The sequence below is a fragment of the Corynebacterium mastitidis DSM 44356 genome (genome assembly GCF_000375365.1).
Classification (GTDB): Bacteria; Actinomycetota; Actinomycetes; order Mycobacteriales; family Mycobacteriaceae; genus Corynebacterium; species Corynebacterium mastitidis.
The window spans coordinates 103,692-123,140 of sequence record NZ_AQXB01000007.1; the positions used below are offsets into that span (position 1 = coordinate 103,692).

21 protein-coding genes and 1 pseudogene are annotated in these 19,449 nt (G+C 71.3%); 15 read left to right on the forward strand and 7 right to left on the reverse strand.

Features of this window, described 5'->3' with window-relative positions:
* Nucleotides 1-58: 58 nt before the first annotated feature.
* Nucleotides 59-895 carry a hypothetical protein gene (locus B140_RS0109140; RefSeq protein WP_018119057.1) on the reverse strand — a complete coding sequence of 279 codons (837 nt, stop codon included), beginning with the start codon at nt 893-895 and terminating at the stop codon, nt 59-61.
* A gap of 299 nt (nt 896-1,194) precedes the next feature.
* Here B140_RS0109140 and B140_RS0109145 point away from each other — a divergent pair, with 299 nt between their 5' ends.
* The 5 genes from B140_RS0109145 to B140_RS0109165 all read left to right on the forward strand — a co-directional run bounded on the left by B140_RS0109145 (nt 1,195) and on the right by B140_RS0109165 (nt 4,040).
* Nucleotides 1,195-1,842, forward strand: a complete 648-nt coding sequence (locus B140_RS0109145) for a 50S ribosomal protein L25/general stress protein Ctc (RefSeq protein ID WP_018119058.1) — start codon at nt 1,195-1,197, stop codon at nt 1,840-1,842.
* Between the two features lie 76 nt (nt 1,843-1,918).
* Entirely contained in the window at nt 1,919-2,449 is a 531-nt protein-coding gene (pth, locus tag B140_RS0109150) for an aminoacyl-tRNA hydrolase (RefSeq protein WP_026166188.1), read from the forward strand.
* A gap of 6 nt (nt 2,450-2,455) precedes the next feature.
* The gene (locus B140_RS0109155; protein ID WP_018119060.1) at nt 2,456-3,295 is read left to right on the forward strand and encodes a fumarylacetoacetate hydrolase family protein; all 840 of its coding nucleotides are present in this window, start codon (nt 2,456-2,458) and stop codon (nt 3,293-3,295) included.
* A complete protein-coding gene (locus B140_RS0109160; protein WP_018119061.1) occupies nt 3,295-3,657 on the forward strand; it encodes a hypothetical protein in 363 nt (120 codons plus the stop codon). The genes B140_RS0109155 and B140_RS0109160 overlap by 1 nt, the downstream gene beginning before the upstream one ends.
* Nucleotides 3,658-3,659: 2 nt before the next feature.
* Nucleotides 3,660-4,040: a hypothetical protein gene (locus tag B140_RS0109165; protein WP_018119062.1), complete on the forward strand. Its 381-nt coding sequence runs from the start codon at nt 3,660-3,662 to the stop codon at nt 4,038-4,040.
* Here the strand turns inward: B140_RS0109165 and B140_RS0109170 are convergent.
* Nucleotides 4,037-5,101: a dioxygenase family protein gene (locus B140_RS0109170; RefSeq protein ID WP_018119063.1), complete on the reverse strand. Its 1,065-nt coding sequence runs from the start codon at nt 5,099-5,101 to the stop codon at nt 4,037-4,039. The two genes, B140_RS0109165 and B140_RS0109170, sit on opposite strands and share 4 nt — an antisense overlap.
* A 63-nt stretch (nt 5,102-5,164) precedes the next feature.
* On the reverse strand, nt 5,165-6,187 hold the full coding sequence (locus B140_RS0109175; RefSeq protein ID WP_018119064.1) for a nitronate monooxygenase: 1,023 nt from the start codon (nt 6,185-6,187) through the stop codon (nt 5,165-5,167).
* Nucleotides 6,188-6,239: 52 nt separating this feature from the next.
* On the opposite strand from B140_RS0109175, the gene pth (B140_RS12415) reads away from it, so the two are divergent.
* Nucleotides 6,240-6,845, forward strand: a complete 606-nt coding sequence (gene pth, locus B140_RS12415) for an aminoacyl-tRNA hydrolase (RefSeq protein ID WP_018119065.1) — start codon at nt 6,240-6,242, stop codon at nt 6,843-6,845.
* Nucleotides 6,846-6,864: 19 nt separating this feature from the next.
* Here the strand turns inward: pth (B140_RS12415) and B140_RS0109185 are convergent, their stop codons facing one another.
* Nucleotides 6,865-7,416 (reverse strand): NADPH-dependent FMN reductase, encoded by a 552-nt coding sequence (locus tag B140_RS0109185; RefSeq protein WP_018119066.1) that lies wholly within the window; start codon nt 7,414-7,416, stop codon nt 6,865-6,867.
* 106 nt (nt 7,417-7,522) lie between these two features.
* Here B140_RS0109185 and B140_RS0109190 point away from each other — a divergent pair, with 106 nt between their 5' ends.
* Entirely contained in the window at nt 7,523-9,154 is a 1,632-nt protein-coding gene (locus B140_RS0109190) for a peptide chain release factor 3 (RefSeq protein WP_018119067.1), read from the forward strand.
* The gene (locus B140_RS12420) at nt 9,155-9,541 is read left to right on the forward strand and encodes a hypothetical protein (RefSeq protein ID WP_018119068.1); all 387 of its coding nucleotides are present in this window, start codon (nt 9,155-9,157) and stop codon (nt 9,539-9,541) included.
* A 137-nt stretch (nt 9,542-9,678) separates the two neighbouring features.
* On the opposite strand, the gene B140_RS0109200 is transcribed toward B140_RS12420, so the two are convergent.
* Entirely contained in the window at nt 9,679-10,140 is a 462-nt protein-coding gene (locus B140_RS0109200) for a CAP domain-containing protein (protein WP_018119069.1), read from the reverse strand.
* 206 nt (nt 10,141-10,346) lie between these two features.
* Here B140_RS0109200 and B140_RS12425 point away from each other — a divergent pair, with 206 nt between their 5' ends.
* The 4 genes from B140_RS12425 to B140_RS0109220 are packed head-to-tail and all read left to right on the forward strand — an operon-like array spanning nt 10,347 to nt 15,064.
* Nucleotides 10,347-11,138, forward strand: coding sequence for a LamB/YcsF family protein (locus B140_RS12425; RefSeq protein ID WP_018119070.1), 792 nt, complete (start codon nt 10,347-10,349; stop codon nt 11,136-11,138).
* Nucleotides 11,135-12,676 carry a 5-oxoprolinase subunit B/C family protein gene (locus B140_RS0109210; protein ID WP_018119071.1) on the forward strand — a complete coding sequence of 514 codons (1,542 nt, stop codon included), beginning with the start codon at nt 11,135-11,137 and terminating at the stop codon, nt 12,674-12,676. Before B140_RS12425 ends, B140_RS0109210 begins: the two co-directional genes overlap by 4 nt.
* 14 nt (nt 12,677-12,690) lie before the next feature.
* On the forward strand, nt 12,691-14,430 hold the full coding sequence (locus tag B140_RS0109215; RefSeq protein ID WP_018119072.1) for an acetyl/propionyl/methylcrotonyl-CoA carboxylase subunit alpha: 1,740 nt from the start codon (nt 12,691-12,693) through the stop codon (nt 14,428-14,430).
* Nucleotides 14,431-14,443: 13 nt separating this feature from the next.
* Nucleotides 14,444-15,064, forward strand: a complete 621-nt coding sequence (locus B140_RS0109220; protein WP_018119073.1) for a GntR family transcriptional regulator — start codon at nt 14,444-14,446, stop codon at nt 15,062-15,064.
* A gap of 15 nt (nt 15,065-15,079) precedes the next feature.
* On the opposite strand, the gene B140_RS0109225 is transcribed toward B140_RS0109220, so the two are convergent.
* Complete coding sequence (locus tag B140_RS0109225; protein WP_018119074.1) at nt 15,080-16,297, reverse strand: NRAMP family divalent metal transporter; 1,218 nt, start codon at nt 16,295-16,297, stop codon at nt 15,080-15,082.
* A 163-nt stretch (nt 16,298-16,460) separates the two neighbouring features.
* Here B140_RS0109225 and B140_RS14570 point away from each other — a divergent pair.
* The 3 genes and pseudogenes from B140_RS14570 to B140_RS0109235 all read left to right on the forward strand — a co-directional run.
* A pseudogene (locus B140_RS14570) lies at nt 16,461-16,679 on the forward strand (MFS transporter); the annotation flags it as partial.
* Between the two features lie 119 nt (nt 16,680-16,798).
* Nucleotides 16,799-17,950 carry an MFS transporter gene (locus tag B140_RS12430; protein ID WP_018119075.1) on the forward strand — a complete coding sequence of 384 codons (1,152 nt, stop codon included), beginning with the start codon at nt 16,799-16,801 and terminating at the stop codon, nt 17,948-17,950.
* Between the two features lie 79 nt (nt 17,951-18,029).
* On the forward strand, nt 18,030-18,596 hold the full coding sequence (locus B140_RS0109235; protein WP_018119076.1) for a TetR/AcrR family transcriptional regulator: 567 nt from the start codon (nt 18,030-18,032) through the stop codon (nt 18,594-18,596).
* Here the strand turns inward: B140_RS0109235 and B140_RS0109240 are convergent.
* The gene (locus B140_RS0109240) at nt 18,575-19,255 is read right to left on the reverse strand and encodes a hypothetical protein (protein ID WP_018119077.1); all 681 of its coding nucleotides are present in this window, start codon (nt 19,253-19,255) and stop codon (nt 18,575-18,577) included. The genes B140_RS0109235 and B140_RS0109240 overlap by 22 nt on opposite strands.
* Between the last annotated feature and the right edge of the window lie 194 nt (nt 19,256-19,449).

The following is a 19,449-nucleotide window of genomic DNA, read 5'->3' on the forward strand; positions in this document are numbered from 1 at the left end:
CCCTGTGTTGCGCTCCCCCGCCTGTAGTCCGGCCCCGCCGTGGATGTTGGACCGCCCGCTACGCGCGGGGCAGCTCCCCGCCGTTGGCCTGGCGGCACAGGTGCGCGGCGATCAACAGGGAGGCCGGGAGGATAATCAGGGCGCCCAGCAGCAGGGTCAGAACGATCCCCAGCATGCCAAGGATCGATCCCACCACGTACAGCAGGATCAGGCGGATGGCGTTGTGCCACACCGCCGTGCTGCCCTCCACCACGGCGTGGCCAAAGCCGTAGCCGTCGGCCGCGTACCAGGCCCACGCCAGCGTGAACAGGTGCGTGAGCATGGTCAAGAAGAACGCCAGCAGCCCGCCCACGACCGCCCCGAGGTGGTACCAGAAGCTTGTGTCATTACCCACCCCCTCGAAGCGCGGCGGCATGGCCGCGCTGACCAGGTAGTCCACCGCCCACCAGAACACCGCCGCGGCCAGGGAGATGAGGACCACCCGCCAGTAGTGGGTATCGCGGAAGAAGTCCCGGTACCCGATCCGGGGGCGGCTCACCTGGGCCAGCGCGCCGGAGTACAGCGGCGGCGTGAGCAGCAGCGGGATGAGCGCGATCTCCGGGCCAAACCCCCATTCCAGGCCCCAGCCCTCGGGGGTCAGCCCCTCCAGGTCCACCCCCAGGGCGTGCTCAACGCCCACCAGGGTCAGGCCCAGCAGCGCCAGCGCCGCGAACACGGATACCGCCAGCAGCAGCGTGCCCAGGATCCAGACGCCCGGGTTGCGCCACAGGGTGAAAAAGGCCCAGCGCACCGCCTCCATCACGTCGAGCTTTGTCCGCCCCCGCGAACTCCCCCGCCCCACGGTGGGGTGCTCCTCGCTCCACGCCGCGTTCTTCTCCCCTTGCGTGCCATCCATGCTCACCGTGCGCTCGTCCCCATATTTTATTTAACGAAAATCGAATAATTCCCCCACACGCTAACACCGCTGCTCACACCCCACAACAGATGCCCTCGGCCTTGCCTCACACCGGCGCGCGGTGCTAAAATCGTTCAGTCTCGGCGAGGGCCCCAATCGGGGCCGTTATCGACGCGATCGTGAGTAACTCTTGGAGCACGGATTTTCCCTGCGGAGACTCGGCGAGCACGCGAGCCGGCCGCAGGTTTTTTGTTGCGGCCCGCTCCCTTTCACTGACACAACGATGATGGGAGAGTCTCATGGCTGCTAAGTACCCCACTCTTGAGGCCAAGAACCGTACCGAGTTTGGCAAGGGCGCCGCCCGCCGCCTGCGCCGCGACTGGCAGATCCCCGGCGTGATCTACGGCCCGGAGCTGGACGGCGTGGTCCACTTCTCCGCACCGCTGCTGGACATGCAGGCCCTGGTGCGCAACAACGGCGTGAACGCCATCGTGGAGATGGACATCGAGGGCGAGAAGTACCTCACCATGGTGAAGAACGTGGACCAGAACGTGCTCACCCTGGACATCGACCACATCGACCTGCTGGCCATTAAGCGCGGCGAGAAGGTCGAGGTGGAGGTTCCCGTGGTGCTCGAGGGCGAGCCCGCCGCTGGCACCATGTCCATCCAGGACGCCGACGTGCTCCTGGTCGAGGCCGACGTGCTCAACATCCCCGAGGAGATCACCGTCTCCATCGAGGGCCTCGAGGTGGACACCAAGATCACCGCCGGCGAGCTTGACCTGCCGGGCGACGTCACCCTGATCGCGGAGGAGGAGACCGTGATCGTCTCCATCACCTACCCCGAGGTGGACGAGGAGCTGGAGGAGGCCGCCGAGGCCGCCGAGGAGGGCGGCGCCGAGGCCGGTGCCGAGTCCGAGGAAAGCACCGAGGAGGACGCGGAGTAATCCGCCTCCCCCACCCAACGCCCCGACGGGATACCCGCCGGGGCGTTGTTCTTATTCTGCGTTACCCTGTATGTTCATGAGCACCCCTCCCTTCCTCGTCGTGGGCCTGGGCAACCCCGGCGCGCGCTACGCCCCCACCCGCCACAACCTCGGCGTCATGGTCCTCGAGGAGGTGCTTGCCCGCCACCCCGGCTCCCGGCTTGGCGTGCACCGCAAGACCAACACGGACGCGTGCTCCGTGGGCGGGCTCATCCTGGCCCGCCCACGCTCCTTCATGAACCTCTCCGGCGGGCCGGTCCGGGCCCTCGCGGACTTCTACAAGGTGCCGCCGCCCCGGATCGTGGTGATCCACGACGAGCTGGACCTGGACTTTGGCCGAATCAAGGCCCGCCCCGGCGGCGGGGATCACGGGCACAACGGGCTGCGCTCCATCACCAAGGCCCTGGGCACCAAGGACTACGCGCGCCTAAGCTGCGGGATCGGCCGCCCGCCGGGGCGCATGGACCCGGCGGCCTTCGTGCTCAAGCCGTTCTCCCGGACGGAACAAGAGCACCTGCCGATCCTATGCGCCGACGCCGCCGACGAGCTGGAAAGGCTGCTAGCCTAGGGGCCTATGCGCCTGGCCACACTGCGATCCCCCGATGGCGGCACGCACGCCGCCCGCCTGGATCCCGACCCCACCACCGCCACTGTCCTGGCGGGCTACCCCAGCGTGGGGCACCTGCTGCGGCAGGAGCACTGGGAAGAGATCGCCCGCACGGCCACGGGCTCGCGGCGCGTGGTGCGGCCCCAAGACCTCGCCCCCGTGATCCCGCGCCCGGGCAAGATCGTGTGCGTGGGGCTGAACTACGCCCGCCACATCGAGGAGATGGGCCATAAGCGCCCGGACGTCCCCACGCTGTTCATCAAGTTCCCCGAGGCGCTGACCGGCCCCTACGACGACGTGCCGCTGCCGCCCTGGGCCCAGCAAGCGGCGGACTTCGAGGGCGAGCTGGCGGTGGTCATCGGCACGCGGGCGCGGCGCGTGTCCGCCGAGGCCGCCGCCGAGCACATCGCCGGGTACGCCATCATGAACGACTACTCCCTGCGGGATTACCAGTACCGCACCCAGCAGTGGCACCAGGGGAAGTCCCTGGAGCGCTCCAGCGGCTTTGGCCCCTGGCTGACCACCCGCGATGCCTTCCGGCCCGGCGCGCCGCTGCAGACCTGGCTCAACGACGCCCCCATGCAGGAGGCCCGCACGGATGACCTGGTCTTTTCCCCGGAGGCACTCATCGAGTACATCAGCGCCCTGTATCCGCTGGAACCGGGCGACGTGATCGTCACCGGCACCCCGGCGGGCGTGGGCCACGCGCGCTCCCCCAAGCGCTACCTGCGCCACGGCGATACCGTGCGGGTGCGCGTGGAGGGGCTGGGAGAGATCGCCAACACCACGATCTTCGAGGAGGAATAATGCGGGTATCCAAGGCAACCGTCACAAAGATCGTCTGGCTCCTCGTCCTGGCCTTCCCCCTCTTCGGCGGCACCGGCGCGCGCTACCACCCGTTTTCCGCCCTGTTTGGCATCGCCACCGCGCTGGCCGCCGCCGGGGCCGTCGTCTGGGGCCTGCGCATCATGAAGACCACGCGCGCCGACGTCTTTATCACGCGCACCTTTTCCGTGTTCTGGCCACTCTACCTGCTGCTGGCCGCGGCGGGAATCGGAAGCTGGGAATGGCTGAGCGTGCTCATCTGGCCGTTCGTCATATGGATGACCATCGTGGAGAATCACTACTTCCTCACCTGGGCCAAGAGCCTCGAACCCGAAACGGAGTAAGCATGCGCACCCGCCGCGCCCGCCTGTTCAACCTCGCCTGGCTGATCGCGGTCGCCCTGCCCTCCTTCGGCACGGCGCGCGAGGGCATGGAGAAGCAGTATTACTCCCTCGCGCCCGCGCTCGGCGGCCTGCTCATGGCGGCGGCAGTGATCGCCACGCTGTGGGCGGTGCGCACCGTGTTTTCCACCCGCCCGGATCGCTTTGTCAACCGCACGTTCCTGGTGTTCGCCCCCATCTACGCGCTCGAGGCCACCCTCTACATCGGCGGCCGGGAGTGGATCGCCGTTCTATTCTGGCTCGCCGTGGCGTTCATGCTGCTGGTGAACAACCCGAGGTTCCTCTGCTGGGCGCGGGGCCTGAACCGGCGGCGTCGCGTGGCCTAACCCTGCAGGGGCTGCGGCGGGCGGCCACCCGACGGGGGCGGACCCTGCGGGGCGTTATCACCGGGGCCACCCGGGCCGCCGGGCCCTCCTTCACCGCCCGGTCCGCCCTGGCCCGGCATGGGCGCGGGGTTGCTCATCTCCTGCTCGGTGGTGGGGTCGATCGCGACGTCGATAGTGAGGGTGTAGCCATCCCGCGCGGAGCCGCTCACGGCGGGCACCTGATCGTCCCAGCCGTCGCTGAACACGTTGTCCGTGTCCAGGGTGATCTGGGAGAAGTTCTCCGCCGATCCCGCGTACCGGGAGTCCGAGTAGCAGGCGCGGGCCACCTCCTCGGGCACCACGAGCTGGGAGGTGAGCACGTTGTTGTTCACGTCCGTGATGGAGGCGGAGTCGGGGAATACCTCGAAGTGGATGTGCGGCCAGCGCCCGGCGTAGCACCCGGGGACGATGGTCTGGAAGGTCACAGTACCGTTGGAGTCCGCCACCTGCACGCCGCGCAGGTAGGTCTCCTCCAGCAGGGCGTCGTCGTACATGGAGTAGCGCCCCTCGGCGTCGCAGTGCCAAATGTACACCGCCGCGCCCGCGTAGGGGGCGTTGCTCTTGGAGAGGTCGATGAGGTTCAGCCGCACGGTCAGCGGCACGCCGTCCGCGGTGGCCCCGCCGCCGATGGAGGATCGGATGTCCGAGCGCTCCACCCCGGTGATGTCCAGCACGTCGGGGCCGTTGGAGCCGTCGCCGGGGTAGGGCCCGGCGGTCTCGGTGTTCATCTCCTCGGGCACGGCGGCCCCGGCGTTGCCGGTGGCCGTGGAGCTGGCCCGCTGCGAGGACTCGGAGGACTCAGAGCCGGGCGCGCAGGCGGCCAGGGCGAGGGCCCCGGCGCCAAGGCCCAGGCCGCCGAGGAGCCTGCGGCGGCTGAGCACGGTGCCGAGGTCGAAGGCCAGGCCCTGATCCTCGGGACCCTCGTTCTGGCGGTCGAGGCGGCGGCCCTCAAAGCGATGGACCTCACCGTCTGCGGCGGGGCCACGGTCCTCGGCGGAGGGGTAGGGGCGAAAACGAAACACGGAAGGGTCCTTTCGGGGAAAACCAACGGAACGCACCCCACGCTAGGGCCCCTCCCTCCCCGATTACCGAGCGTTTCCTGTGAGGCTACCGAGTAGTTCCATAATGTCTGCTGCGGGTAGAGGTTTGGCCTCCCGGTAGCCCTCCCCCGCGAGGCAATAGGCGCAGTCGGGGTCGGAGCGCAGCGGCTTGAGCAGGGCATTCAGGTGCGGATAGGAGGGCGGAACCTCCCGGTACTCGCGGGTAAAGGCCGTGGCCAGGCCGCGCGCGTAGCGCCCGGAGAAGGCCCGCGTGGACACCGTCTCCGCCTCCGCACGCTCCAGGAGGCTGCGGTTGGCCGCCGAGGTTCCGGCCTCCCGAGCCAGCAGAAAGGCCGTGCCGCAGGACGCCGCGCGCACCCCCGGCCAGGTCAGCGCCTCGGCCACCACCCCCGGGGTGGAAAGACCCCCGGCCGCCACCAGGGGCAGGTCCACCGCCCGGGCCACCGCACCCACCAGCTCCCGCAGCGGGCGGGCGTCCGGTTCCTCCTGCACCGTCCAGGTGGAGCGATGCCCGCCCGCCTCCGGGCCCTGCACAACCAGCGCGTCCGCCCCGGCACGCGCGGCGGCCACGGCGTCGCGCTCGCTTGTCACCGTTACCCAGACCTCCACGCCGTAGGAGTGCAGGCAATCGACCTCGTGCGGTGAGAACACGCCGAAGGTGCTGCTGACCACCGCCGGGCCAACTCCCTCCCGGACGGCGTCCAGCACGGCGGCAAACTTGGCGTCCCACCCCATCGTGTAGTCCACCGCGGGCAGCGCCGGGGCGGGCTGACCGTGGCTCTCGAAGAAGCCCGCGAGGTCGCCCACGAGCCCCTCCAGGGCTGAGAGGTCCCCGTAGGGCTGCTGCGGGCAAAAGAGGTTCACCCCGTATCGGACGCCCGCCGCCTCCCGCATGTCCGAGGCCAGCCGCCCCGCGTCGATCGAGCCCGAGGCCAGAAAGCCCAGGCCCCCGGCGCGCGACGCCGCCGAGGCCAGCGCCGGGGTGGAGGGGCCGCCGGCCATCGGGGCCGCCACGATGGGCGTAGAAAGGGTGTCAAGGATGCTCATGCTCTCCAAGGCTATGTGACATGATGAGGCGGTGGCACTCTTTTCTCGAATCATGCACCTCCTGCGCCCCTCGGCCACCCCCGAGGCCGACCTCCACGGCGTGCAATGGCTCATCATCGGTCTAGGCAACCCCGGCGCGCGCTACGAGCGCACCCCGCACAACGTGGGCTACCTGGCTCTCGACGCCCTGCGCGGCGGCGCGCCCCTGCTGCCCTACCCCGGCGCGCCGGTGACCGCCTGCCGCGCGAGCATCGACACCGTGCCTGTGGCCCTCCTGCGCTCCACCACGTACATGAACGAATCGGGGCAGGCCGTGGCCCCCCTGGCCGAGGCCCTGGGGCTGCCGCCGGAGCGCGTGGTGGTGCTGCACGACGAGCTGGACCTTCCCACCGGCACCGTCCGGCTGCGCCAGGGAGGGGCGGAAAACGGCCACAACGGCTTGAAGTCGCTCAGCGCGGAGCTGGGCTCGCGCGACTACGTGCGCGTGCGCATGGGAATCTCGCGCCCGCCCAAGGGCACCCCCGTGGTGGACTACGTGCTGGGCGACCTGGAGGACACCCCCGAGCTGCGCACCGGGATCGAGAACGCCGCGGAGGCCGCACGCCTGGTGGTGGGCCAGGGGCTGGCCCGCGCCCAGAACGAGATCCACCGGCGCTAGGAACGGGGCTGCCCCTGGATTAGGCCGCCCGCGCCGCGCGCTCCAGCTCGCCCAGCAGGGCGTCCAGGGAGGCGGCCTGGCGCTCACCGGGGGTGAACACGCCGTCCTGGACGTCATCGAAAATGCTCAGAGCAAGCTGCGTGCGCAGCATGGGGCACTCGAAGTTGGCCATGATGGCCCGCCAGTGCTCCACCGCCCGGATGCCGCCGGAGGCGCTGTAGCCCACAAAACCCAGGGGCTTACCCCGCCACTCCGCACCCAGGCAGTCCACAGCGTTCTTCATCGCGCCGGGCACGGAGCGGTTGTACTCGGGGGTGATGAACACGAAGGCGTCGCAGGCGTCGATGACCCGCGACCACTCCTGCACGCGCGGGTCCTCGTAGCGCTTGTTGGCCGCTGCGGGCAGCACCTCGGAGGCGTAGAGGGGGAGGTCAAAGTCCTTGAGGTCGATCAGGACGTACTCGCACGCGCCCGAGGCCGCGCGCTCCCCTCCCGCCCGGGCCACCCACCGCCCGATCTGCTCGCCCAGGCGACCCTGGCGAATGGAACCAACGATGATGCCGATCTTCATGGGAGTATCTTCTCCCAGATTTATGGATACGTCAATAAAAGCGGTGGGGCACGCAGCCCGGCTCCGAATCCTCCGAGTCCGAGGGCCTGAAGTACCCTAATACCCTATGAGCACCGCCGCTGAAGCCTCCCGCCGCCGCACCTTCGCCGTCATCGCCCACCCGGACGCCGGTAAGTCCACCCTCACCGAGGCCCTGGCCCTGCACGCGCACATGATCGCGGAGGCCGGCGCCGTCCACGGCAAGGCGGGCCGCAAGGCCACCGTCTCGGACTGGATGGAGATGGAAAAGGATCGCGGCATCTCCATCGCCTCCTCCGCCCTGCAGTTCGAGTACGCCCCGGACGGGCACACTGGCGAGCCCTACATGATCAACCTGGTGGACACCCCCGGCCACGCGGACTTCTCCGAGGACACCTACCGCGTGCTCATGGCTGTGGACGCCGCCGTGATGCTCATCGACGCCGCCAAGGGCCTCGAGCCGCAGACCCTGCAGCTATTCCGGGTGTGCAAGGCGCGCGGGCTGCCCATCATCACCGTGATCAACAAGTGGGATCGCGTGGGCCGCTCCCCCCTAGAGCTGGTGGACGAGATCGTCGCGGAGATCGGCCTGCAGCCCACCCCGCTGTTCTGGCCCGTGGGCGAGGCCGGGGACTTCCGCGGCCTGGCCCGCGTGGGGGACTCCGGGGAGGTCAGCCAGTACATCCACTTCACCCGCACCGCGGGCGGGGCGAGCATCGCCCCGGAGGAGCACCTCGATCCGGAGGCCGCGGCGCGGCGCGAGGGCGAGGTGTGGGAGACCGCCCAGGAGGAGGCGGAGCTGCTGGCCGCCGACGGCGCCCTGCACGATCAGGACCTCTTTGAAAACTGCGAGACCTCTCCCCTCATCTTCGCCTCGGCCATGCTCAACTTCGGCGTGCACCAGATCCTCGACACCCTCTGCGCCCTGGCCCCCGCCCCGCACGCGCGCGCGGCGGACGAGGCGGCCGTGGCGGCGTCGACAAGCGCGATGGACAGCGAGCGCGGCGTGGACGATGCCTTCTCCGGCGTGGTCTTCAAGGTGCAGGCGGGCATGGACCGCAACCACCGGGACACCCTGGCCTTCATGCGCGTGGTCTCCGGGGAGTTCGAGCGCGGCATGCAGGTCACCCACGCGCAGTCGGGGCGCTCCTTTTCCACCAAGTACGCGCTCACGGTGTTCGGCCGCACCCGCGCCACGGTGGAGACGGCCTACCCGGGGGACATCGTGGGCCTGGTCAACGCAGGGGCGCTGGCCCCGGGCGACACGATCTTCGCCGGGCGCAAGGTGCAGTACCCGCCCATGCCGCAGTTCGCGCCCGAGCACTTCCGCACCCTGCGCGCCAAGTCCCTGGGCAAGTACAAGCAGTTCCGCAAGGCCCTGGATCAGCTCAACGCCGAGGGCGTGGTGCAGATCCTGCGCAACGACGCCCGAGGCGACGCCGCCCCCGTGATGGCCGCCGTGGGCCCCATGCAGTTCGAGGTGATGCAGGCGCGCATGCTCAACGAGTACGGGGTGGAGACGCAGGCCGACCCGGTGCCCTACAAGGTGGCCCGGCGCACGGACGCGCAGTCCGCGCCGGGGCTGGGCAGGCAGCGCGGGGTGGAGATCTTCACCCGCACCGACGGCGAGCTGGTGGCGTTGTTTGGCGATAAGTGGAAGCTGGCCTTCGTGGAGCGCGAGCACCCGGAGTTCACGCTGGAACCGATGGTGGCGGACTAGATGGCGCGCTGGCTGCCCCGGTTCCTGCGCGGCCCGCGCCGCAGCCCCGCCGCGCGCCTGCCCCGGCCGCCGCGCGCGGCGCACCGGGTTCCGGTGCCCCACCTGCACGCGCACACGGCGGAGTCCCTGGTGGTGCTCACCACCGCCCCGGAGGCGCTGCCAGCGCTGCGATCAGCGCTGGACCGGGGCACCGCGCTACACCTAACCTGCACGGGCGCCCGGGACGTGACGCTCATGCCCGGCGAGGGCCCTCCCACCCTCGACCCGGACGAGGGGTGGCTCATCCCGCTGCCGGAGGAGACCCGGGAGTTCCTGCTGCACGGCGTCCCGGAGGAGGCCGGGGCATGGGAGCTGCCGGGGACGAACGTGGGGCTGGTGCTGGAATAGGGGCCCGGCCGCCGCCCGGTGAGCCCCACGCCATGCCCCATCAACCACCCCCACCAACGAAGAAAGGCCCCCGAATCCCTCGGGGGCCTTGCGCCGCGTGACACGGCCTCGTGTTATCTCAGCGTTTGCGTGAACGCTTATGCGCCAAAGCGCTGCACCACGTAGGAGCCGTCCTCGGCCTGGGCGATGCCGATCTTGCTCATCTCGGGATCGAGCACGTTCTCCTTGGCGCCCGGGTTCTCCATCCAGACGCGCAGGACCTCGTCCGCGCTCGGGAGGGTGCCAAACCAGGCCACGTTCTCCACCTCGGCGTCATCGGAGTGGCTCACCTCGTGGTTACCGCACATCTCCTCGGCCCACTGCTGGGCCGTCCAGCCCAGGGTGGTGTCGTAGCGCAGGGCGTCGAGCCCCTGGTCCTCGCGCTCGGCGTTGGTCAGCTCGAAGATTTCCTCCGCCAGGGCGATCGCGGCGGACTGGCCGCTCGCCTGCGTGGTCTCGGTCGCGGAGGCCTCCTCCGCGGCCGCCACGGCGGCACCGCTCATTCCTGCGGTCAGGGCGATGGCGCAGGCCAGGCCCTTGAATACGTAGCGTCGTTTCATTATTGCAACCCCTTTCGTAACGCTCTCTGAATACCTTATAAGGATTCACTGGGGTTTTCCATATCGAGCGGGCTTTTTGCCGCGCATCTCACGCGCAGCCCACCACACACGCCACCCCCATACATGACCTCCTTCACAAAAGACCGGCCCAACGCTACACTCGGACCCACACTCAAGGATTGTTGAACAATCAGGGAAGGAGCACCGTGATCGGCATCGACCTCAACGCGGATCTGGGAGAGACCACGGCGGGAAACCCCGTGGCAGACGACGCCGCCATGATCGCCCTCGTCTCGAGCGCCAACGTCGCCTGCGGCTTCCACGCCGGCGATCCGCACTCCATCTCCGCCACCGCCCGCCGGGCCGCCGAGCGCGGCGTCTCCCTTGGTGCGCACGTGGGGTACAACGACGCCCCCGGCTTCGGCCGCCGCTTCATCGACTACGACCCCGCCGAGCTGGCGGACGAGGTCTTGTACCAAATCGGGGCGCTCTCCGCGCTCGCCGCCGCCCACGGCGCCACCGTCTCCTACGTCAAGCCCCACGGGGCGCTGTACAACGCCATCGTGACGCACAAGAAGCAGGCGCAGGCCGTGATCGACGGGGTGCGCGCCTTCGGGGACCTCCCCCTCATGCTCCTGCCCGGCGGCGTGGCCGTGGATCTGGCCGAGGGGCGCGGGATGACGGTGATCCGCGAGGCGTTTGCGGACCGCGCCTACCTCCCGAACGGCACCCTGGTGAGCCGCCGCGAGCCCGGCGCTGTGCTGCACGGAACCGAGGAGGTGCTGCGGCGCGTCCGCCAGGTGGCCACCACCGGTGCCGTCACCGCCATCGACGGCACCGTGGTGCCCGTGGACGCCCAATCCGTGTGCGTGCACGGGGACTCCCCCGGCGCGGTGGACATGGCCCGGGCCATCGTGGAGGGCCTGCGCGCCGACGGCATCGCCATCCGCAGCGCCGTGGCCGCGCCCGCCACCGTCGAGGGGCCCACCGCCTCATGAGCGCCGCGATCCACCGCGTGGGCACCCGCGCCCTGCTCGTGGAGCTGGGCCAGCTCGACCTCGCGCTGCGCTGGCACGCCCACCTGAGCGCCCACCCCCTGCCCGGGCAGCGGGAGGTCATCGCGGCGGCGGCCACCGTGCTCGTGGTGCTGGACTCCGACCGCCAGGCCGAGCGGGCGGCGCGGGCCCTCGGCTCCCTGACCCCGCAGGCGGCCGCCGCGTCCTCCGCCCGCGAGGTGGAGGTGGAGGTGGTCTACGACGGCCCGGACCTCGAGGACACCGCCGACCTCCTGGGGATCTCCCGCGAGGAGCTGATTGCGTGGCACACCGGCACCCGGTGGCGGGCGGCCTTCGGCGGCTTCGCCCCCGGATTCGCCTACTGCGCCCCCGCCGACCCGGAGCGGGCGCGCCGGGTGCCGCGCCTGAGCAGCCCGCGCACCCGGGTGCCGCACGGCGCGGTGGGCCTGGCGGACTCCTTCTCCGCCGTCTACCCGCGCACCTCCCCCGGCGGCTGGCGGCTCATCGGCCGCTCCCCCACCCCCATGTGGGACTCCGCCGCCACCCCGCCCGCGGCGATCCGCCCCGGGGACGCCGTGCGCTACCGCGCGGTACGCGAGTCCATCGCGGTCACGGGAGGCACAGAGACCGCCGGGTCCACCGCGCTCGCCGGGCCGAGCCTGCCCGCCCTGCGCGTGGAGGACGCCGGCCTGCTCAGCCTGGTGCAGGACCGGGGCCGGGGCGGCCACGGCGATATGGGCGTGACTGGCTCCGGAGCGGCGGACCGGGCCAGCGCCTACGCCGCCAACGAGGCCGTGGGCAACGCCCCCGGCGCCGCCCTGATAGAGAACATCGGTGGGCTTGAGGTCGCGGCGCTCATCGACGCCACCGTGGCCGTCACCGGGGCACTCGCCCCGGTCCGCATCAACGGGCGCGAGGTGCCCCTCGGCGGGGCGCGCCTGCTTCCTGCGGGCGGCACTCTGAGCATCGGCACCGCCCGGGCGGGGCAGCGCTCCTACCTGGCGGTGCGCGGCGGCGTTGCGGCGGGGCGGGTGCTCGGCTCCAGCTCCACCGATGTGCTCTCCGGGCTGGGCCCGGAACCCCTCCGGGCCGGGGACACCCTCCGCGTCCACCCGCCCCACGGGCTCGGCGCGGCCCGCGCAGCCGGGGCCAACCCCCTGCGGGTGTCCGCGGACGCCGTGACGGTGCTGCGGTGCGTGGCGGGCCCGCGCGACGCCTGGTTCCGCGAGGGCGTCGCCGCGCTCACCGGCCGTGAGTGGACGGTGACCCCGCGCTCCAACCGCGTGGGGCTGCGCCTGGACGGCGCCCCGCTGGAGCGGGAGCGGGACGGCGAGCTGCCCAGCGAGGGCGTGGTCGCGGGCTGCGTCCAGGTTCCCCCGCAGGGCACCCCCGTGGTGTTCCTGCGCGATCACCCGGTCACCGGCGGCTACCCCGTGATCGCCACCGTGATCCCGGAGGACCTCGACGTGGCCGCCCAGCTCCCCGCCGGATCGCGGGTGCGCTTTGAGGAATACCAGTGAGAGGAGAAACACCCATGAGCGAGATCACCCCCTTGTCCACCGTCCTGATCGCCAACCGCGGCGAGATCGCCGTGCGCATCGCCCGGGTGGCCGCCGACCTCGGCATGAGGTCCATCGCCGTGTACTCCGACGCCGACGCCGAGGCTCCCCACGCGCGCGCTGCGGACGAGGCCTACCGCCTGCCCGGGACCTCCCCGGCGGAGACGTACCTGAACGCCCCGGCGATCCTCGACGTGGCCGTGCGCGCGGGCGCGGACTGCATCCACCCCGGGTACGGCTTCCTCTCGGAGAACTCGGACTTTGCCCGGGACGTCCTCGCCGCCGGGCTGACCTGGATCGGCCCGGCCCCGGAGACCATCGACTCCCTGGGAGATAAGGTGGCCGCGCGGCGGATCGCGGAGTCCGTGGGCGCGCCCCTGGCCCCCGGAACCTCGGACCCCGTGGAGGGCTGGGAGCAGGCCCGCGACTTCGCCGAGCAGCACGGCCTGCCCATCGCCATCAAGGCGGCCTTCGGCGGCGGCGGGCGCGGGCTGAAGGTGGTATCCAGGGCCGAGGACATCGAGGACGCCTTCGCCTCCGCCGGGCGCGAGGCCCGCGAGGCCTTCGGCCGCCCCGAGTGCTTCGTGGAGAAGTTCCTCACCAAGCCCCGCCACGTGGAGGCCCAGGTGCTGGCGGACCGCCACGGCAACGTCTCGGTGCTGAGCACCCGCGACTGCTCCACGCAGCGGCGCTTTCAGAAGCTCGTGGAGGAGGCACCCGCGCCCTTCCTTGGCGATGCCCAGCGCCGCGCCATCGTCGAGGGCGCCCGCGAGGTCTGCCGCAAGGCGGGCTACGTGGGCGCGGGTACCGTGGAGTTCATCGTCTCCGAGGACGGCACCGTCTCCTTCTTGGAGGTCAACACCCGGGTGCAGGTGGAGCACCCGGTGACGGAGGCCGTGACCGGCATCGACATCATCGCGGAGCAGTTCCGCATCGCGGAGGGCCGCCCCCTGTCCTTCGAGGGTGATCCCGCCTCCCACGGCCACGCCTTCGAGTTCCGCATCAACGCCGAGGACGTGGCCCACGGCTTTGTCCCCTGCCCCGGCACCATCACCGCCTTCGAGCCGCCGCTGGGCCCGGGCATCCGGGTGGACGCCGGGGTGCGCGCGGGGTGGACCATCCCGGGGGTGTACGACTCCCTGCTGGCCAAGCTCATCGTCTGGGGCCCCACCCGCGAGGTGGCGCTGCGGCGCGCGCGCCGCGCCCTGCGCGAGTTCCGCATCGAGGGGGTGCGCACGGTGCTGCCGTTCCATCGCGACATCGTGGAGCACCCGGCGCTCGTGGGCGATAGCCTAAGCGTCTACACCGACTGGGTGGACAAGGAATACTCCCCGGCCCTGGGCGATACCCCGGAGGCCATCGAGGAGGCCTACGCCGAGCGCACCACCGTGAGCATCGAGATCGACGGCCGCCTGCACACCGTGGGCCTTCCGGCCTCCCTGTTTGCCGCCCCGGCCCCCGCCAACGCGGCTCCGAACGCCCCAAAGCCGGAACCGGGCGACGATGAGGGCGCGGTGCCCTGCCCCTACACCGGAACGCTGGTGGCGTGGAAGGTGGAGGAGGGCGATAAGGTCTCCGAGGGGCAGGCCATCGCCACCGTGGAGGCGATGAAGATGGAATCCAACGTCGCCGCGCCGCGCTCCGGTACGATCCACCTCATGACCTCCCCGGGGGACGCCGTGGAACGCGGCGCCGCCCTGGCCCAGATCGAGTAGGCGAGGAAGAACCATGAGAGCAGCGCAGGCGGCGGAGCGTCTGCGCCGCGCCATCGCCGCCGGGGACTTCCGCCCCGGCGATCGGCTCCGCGAGGTGGAGGCCGCGCGGCGGCTGGGGGTCTCCCGCAACACGCTGCGTGAGGCCTTTGCCATGCTCGCCGCCGAGGGGCTGGTGGCGCGCGAGCCGCACCGGGGCGTGTTCCTCGCCTCCCCCACCGCGGAGGACGTGCGCTCCCTGTACGCCGCGCGGATGGTGCTCGAGCCCGCCGCCCTGCGCTGGGGCGGGGCGGCCGACGCCGAGGCCCTGCTTGCGGCCGTGCGCCGCGCCGAGGACGCCCACTCCCGGGGCGACCTCGCGGAGGTGGCCCGGGCCAACCAGGCGTTCCACCAGCAGATCGTGGCCGGGGCGGGCTCGGACGCGCTCGCGCACACCATGCAGCAGCTCCTGGCGCGCATGCGGCTGGTGTTCCTCTCCGCCGAGCGCCGCGATCCGCGCTTTCACGGCGGATTCATCGAGGACAACCGGCGGGTGGCCGAGGCGCTGCGGGCGGGCGACCCGGCGCGCGCGGCGGAGCTGCTGCACGCCTCCCTGGCGCGCACCCGCGACCTCGTGGCGGGGATGATGGAGCGCTAGCTCCCTACGCGGCAGCTATCCCCACAGGGCCACCAGCCCGGACAGGGAGTTCCAGCCCAGGTAGATGGTCAGCAGCCACACGACCGTGCCCAGCGCCTTGAGCCACAGCGGGTAGCGGTAGCCGCGCAGGAGGTCGCGGCGCCGCCACGCCACCCACAGCACCACCGCGAAGCCCACCGGGAGGATCAGCCCGTTGAAGGCCCCGGCGAAGATGAGCAGCGTCTGTGGGGCGGAGTCCAGCAGCGCGTAGGCCACGGCGCACGCCGCGATGAACGCCACGGTGGCCCACGAGCGCACCCGGGGAGAGGTGGCCTGGGTGGTCACAAAACTGATCGAGGTGTAGGAGGCGCCGATCACGGAGGTCAGCCCGGCGGACCACAGCACCACGCCAAAAAGCCGCAGCCCGATCTCCCCGGCGGCGTGGTGGAAGGCGTCGGCGGCGGTGTTGTCCTTGGCCAGGGTCACCCCGGTTGCCACCACGCCCAGCACGGCGAGGAAGAGCAGCACCCGCATCACGCCGGTGACGATGATCCCCAGGACGGAGCCCCGGGTGATGTGGCCCAGGTTCTCCGGGCCGGTAAAGCCGCTGTCGATCATGCGGTGCGCGCCCGCGAAGGTGATGTACCCGCCCACGGTGCCGCCCACCAGCGTGGTCATCACCAGGAAGTCCACCTCCGCGGGGGCCACGGTGTTCTTCAGCGCCTCCCCCACCGGCGGGGCCGAGGCCACGGCCACGTACAGCATGAGCAGGATCATCAGCGCGCCCAGCCCGGCCACGATGCGGTCGAGCGCCATGCCCGCGCGCTTGGAGAGGAACACCAGCACCGCCACCAGCGCGGAGACCACCCCGCCCACGGCGGGATCGACGCCCAGCATGGCGTTGGCCCCCAGGCCGGAGCCGGCGATGTTGCCGATGTTGAACACCAGCCCGCCCGCGAACACGCAGGCGGCCATGGCCCAGCCCAGGCCGGGCAGGACGGTGTTGCCCAGCTCGTTGGCGCGCAGCCCGGTAATGCCCAGGACGCGCCACACGTTCATCTGGATGGCCACGTCCACGAGGATGGACACCAGGATGGCAAAGGCAAAGGCCGCGCCCATCTGCACGGTGAACACGCTGGTTTGGGTGAGAAATCCCGGACCGATGGCGCTGGTGGCCATCAGGAACATGGCTCCCAGGATCGCGGTGCGCCCCGCGCTGGCGCGCGCCCGGGACTGGGCCGAGGCCTCGTTCATAACGCTTCCCTTTCTGCCTGTGGGAGCCACCCGAACGCGCGGATGTGACCCATCGCATTGATTATTTGTTCAACAATCTACACAACACGGGCGCCGCCTTGCACCCCAGCCCTCGGCCCTGATAAAACTTAACCGTCCAGACGGTACAGTTTTAGGAGATGCCATGACCCCGCTGCGGCGATGGGGCAGCCTGGCGGTGCTGGTGAGCGCCGTGCTGCTGCTCGTGATCGACTCCACGGTGCTCTACCTCGCGGTCCCCGCGCTTACCCGGGACCTCGCCCCCACCGCCACCCAGGTGCTGTGGATCGGGGACATCTACTCGCTTACCCTCGCGGGCCTCCTGGTCACCATGGGCAACCTCGCGGATCGGATCGGGCGCAAGCGCCTGCTTCTGCTGGGCACCGGGGCCTTCGGCGCCGCCTCCCTCATGGCCGCGCTGGCCCCAACCCGGAGGTCCTCATCGCCGCGCGCCTCCTGCTCGGCATCGCCGGGGCCACCATCATGCCCTCCACCCTGTCCCTCATCCGCAGCATCTTCACCGACCCCGCCGAGCGCACGCGCGCCATCGCGGCGTGGTCCGCGGCGGCGGCCAGCGGCATCGCGCTCGGCCCCCTCATCGGCGGGGCCCTGCTGGAGCACTTGTGGTGGGGCTCGGTGTTCCTCATCAACCTCCCCGTCACGCTGGCGGTCCTGATCCTCGGCGGCTGGCTGCTGCCGGAATCGCGCAACCCCCATCCGGGCCCCTTCGACCTCGCCTCGAGCGCCCTGTCCATGCTGGCGATCGTCCCCCTCGTCTACGCCCTCAAGCAGGCCACCGGCGGCGCGCTCACCCCGGGCGTAGCCCTGGCGGTGGCGGTGGGCGCGCTCAGCGGCTACCTCTTTATGCGCAGACAGCGGCGCTTCGCCTACCCCATGATCGAGATAGCGCTCTTTGCCAATCCCGCGTTCAGCGGCGCGGTGCTGGTGAACCTCATCTCCGTGTTCGCGCTCAGCGGGGCGCTCTTTTTCTTCTCCCAGTACCTCCAGTTGGCGCGCGGGCTCAGTCCGTTCCAGGCGGGCCTCGCGGAGCTGCCGGTAGCCCTGGCCTCCATGGCCGCCGCGGCCGTGGTGGGCGTCCTGCTCGCCCGCCTCGGGCGCGGGCGCGCCATCGCCGCCTCCCTCCTCGCCGGGGCCCTCGGCCTCGCCCTCATCGCGGCGGTGGAGGGCAACGAGAACCTGGCCTGGGTGGTGCTGGCCACCGTCCCCCTGGGGCTGGGCGTGGGCGTGGCGGAAACGCTCAGCGTGGACGCCGTGGTCTCGGCGGTGCCCCAGGACAAGGCGGGGGCCGCCTCCTCCATCTCGGAAACGGCCTACGAGCTGGGCGTGGCCCTGGGCATCGCCGTCCTGGGCTCGCTCATCACGGTGCTCTACCGGCTGCGCCTCGATCTGCCGGAGGGCACCGACCCCGGCGCGGCGGAGCGCTCGCGGGATTCCCTCGCCTCGGCCGCCGCCGCGCTCGACCCCGCGGGCGGGGCGTGGGCCACCGCCCGGGAGGCCTTCGTCTCCGCCATGCAGTCCACTACGCTCGTCGCGGCCGCCGTCATGCTGGGCGCGGCGGCGGTGGCCTATAGACTCATCCCCAACCACAGGGACGCCGCCCCGGCGGCGCACTAGCCGCACCGATTCCCGCCGAACAACACCACAGAGCACCAAAGAGCACCGCAGCCACCGTCGATAAGCGAAAGGCACCGCCATGGCCCGTTCCACCCGCAACCCGGAGGAAACCCGCCGCCTCATCCTCGACGCCGCCGCCCGCCTGGTGCGCGCCCACGGGCCGGGCGTTTCCCTCTCCGCCATCGCCCGGGAGGCCCGGGTGTCCAAGGGCGGGCTGCTCTACCACTTTCCCAGCAAGGACGAGCTGCTGCACGGCCTGGTCACGGACGTGGTGCAGCGCTTCCGGGCGCAGGTGGAGCGGGCAGACCTCGACGCCGGGGACCGCTGCCCAGGCCACCTCGGCCGCGCCTACATCCGCACCGTCTTCGCGGACGTCCACGACCCCGGCGCGGCGCGCGAGGAGCTGGCCCTCGCCGCCCATCTCATGTCCGAGCCGAGCCTGCGCGAGGTCACGCAGGACGACGCCGCGCGCTGGCGACGCGAGCTCCACGCGGACGGCCTGGACCCCGCCACGGCGCGCCTGATCATCGCGGCCACCGACGGCTCCATCTCCGGACCGCTGTGGGGCGCGATCCTCACCCCCGAGGACCTCCGGCTCCTGGAGGCGGACCTGCTGGCCCTGACCTACCCCGAGACGACCCCGTAGAGCGTCCAGGCCCCCAGCAGGGTCAGAAAGCCCCCCACCGCGTACCCCGCGATGCGGATGGTGGGCAGGGGGTTGGCGCGCGCCCAGGCGAACAGCCGCCCCACCGCCGAGCCCGGGCGGCGGCGCACCCAGGCCACCGCGAGGGCGCTGAGCACCGGCAGGCTCAGCGCCACGGCGGCGTAGGCGATCATGCCCAGGTAGCGCTGGGCGGCGCTGAAGTCCCCGGCGGAGACCACCCCGATGCCCAGGTAAAACGGCACGGAGGTGGCGGACTGCACCACCCCGAGCACCAGCCCCACCACCGGGGTGAGCGGCGCCGGGCCGCGCAGCGGGGCCAGCACCCGGCGCACCAGCCCCACCGTGGACTCCCCCGTGCTGCGGGCGGTGCCGACCAGGGAGGCGAGCCCAAAGACGAGGAGCACCAGGGCGTACCAGGGGGATTCCAGGGCGGCCCTGATCGCGTCGCCCAGGCCGTCGAAGATGAGCATGACCAGCAGGGCGTAGAGGAGCACGCCCAGCCAGTCGCCCAGGATGAGCAGCCCGGCCCGGCGGCCAAAGCCCCCGGCGCGCGGCAGCAGCACCCCCAGCGCCACGAGCACCCCGATGAGCAGGACGTTCACGGAATCTGCGAGGGCCATGGAGGCGGCGTGAAGGATCAAGGATGCTCCTGGGGTACGGGGAGGCCGGGCGACGATGGGTACCCACTCTAGCGCCCGGCCGCCCCGGCAGCCCGATCGCCTGGGCCACCCCGGCAGGACCCAGCGGGCCCAGCCACGCGGCGTGCAGCCGAAACGAAAACTTGCACAAGTAATGCATTTTTACATACCATGCGCAAGAAAACGATCCCCACGCA

Coding starts and splice junctions, on each gene's coding strand:
- B140_RS0109210 (WP_018119071.1), top strand. CDS start 11,135: ATGAGCGCCGCGATCCACCGCGTGGGCACCCGCGCCCTGCTCGTGGAG.
- B140_RS0109175 (WP_018119064.1), bottom strand. CDS start 6,187: ATGAGCATCCTTGACACCCTTTCTACGCCCATCGTGGCGGCCCCGATG.
- B140_RS0109160 (WP_018119061.1), top strand. CDS start 3,295: ATGCGGGTATCCAAGGCAACCGTCACAAAGATCGTCTGGCTCCTCGTC.
- B140_RS0109185 (WP_018119066.1), bottom strand. CDS start 7,416: ATGAAGATCGGCATCATCGTTGGTTCCATTCGCCAGGGTCGCCTGGGC.
- B140_RS0109200 (WP_018119069.1), bottom strand. CDS start 10,140: ATGAAACGACGCTACGTATTCAAGGGCCTGGCCTGCGCCATCGCCCTG.
- B140_RS0109165 (WP_018119062.1), top strand. CDS start 3,660: ATGCGCACCCGCCGCGCCCGCCTGTTCAACCTCGCCTGGCTGATCGCG.
- pth (WP_018119065.1), top strand. CDS start 6,240: ATGCACCTCCTGCGCCCCTCGGCCACCCCCGAGGCCGACCTCCACGGC.
- B140_RS0109215 (WP_018119072.1), top strand. CDS start 12,691: ATGAGCGAGATCACCCCCTTGTCCACCGTCCTGATCGCCAACCGCGGC.
- B140_RS0109155 (WP_018119060.1), top strand. CDS start 2,456: ATGCGCCTGGCCACACTGCGATCCCCCGATGGCGGCACGCACGCCGCC.
- B140_RS0109145 (WP_018119058.1), top strand. CDS start 1,195: ATGGCTGCTAAGTACCCCACTCTTGAGGCCAAGAACCGTACCGAGTTT.
- B140_RS0109190 (WP_018119067.1), top strand. CDS start 7,523: ATGAGCACCGCCGCTGAAGCCTCCCGCCGCCGCACCTTCGCCGTCATC.
- B140_RS0109220 (WP_018119073.1), top strand. CDS start 14,444: ATGAGAGCAGCGCAGGCGGCGGAGCGTCTGCGCCGCGCCATCGCCGCC.
- B140_RS0109235 (WP_018119076.1), top strand. CDS start 18,030: ATGGCCCGTTCCACCCGCAACCCGGAGGAAACCCGCCGCCTCATCCTC.
- B140_RS0109140 (WP_018119057.1), bottom strand. CDS start 895: ATGGATGGCACGCAAGGGGAGAAGAACGCGGCGTGGAGCGAGGAGCAC.
- B140_RS0109225 (WP_018119074.1), bottom strand. CDS start 16,297: ATGAACGAGGCCTCGGCCCAGTCCCGGGCGCGCGCCAGCGCGGGGCGC.
- B140_RS12430 (WP_018119075.1), top strand. CDS start 16,799: ATGCCCTCCACCCTGTCCCTCATCCGCAGCATCTTCACCGACCCCGCC.
- pth (WP_026166188.1), top strand. CDS start 1,919: ATGAGCACCCCTCCCTTCCTCGTCGTGGGCCTGGGCAACCCCGGCGCG.
- B140_RS12420 (WP_018119068.1), top strand. CDS start 9,155: ATGGCGCGCTGGCTGCCCCGGTTCCTGCGCGGCCCGCGCCGCAGCCCC.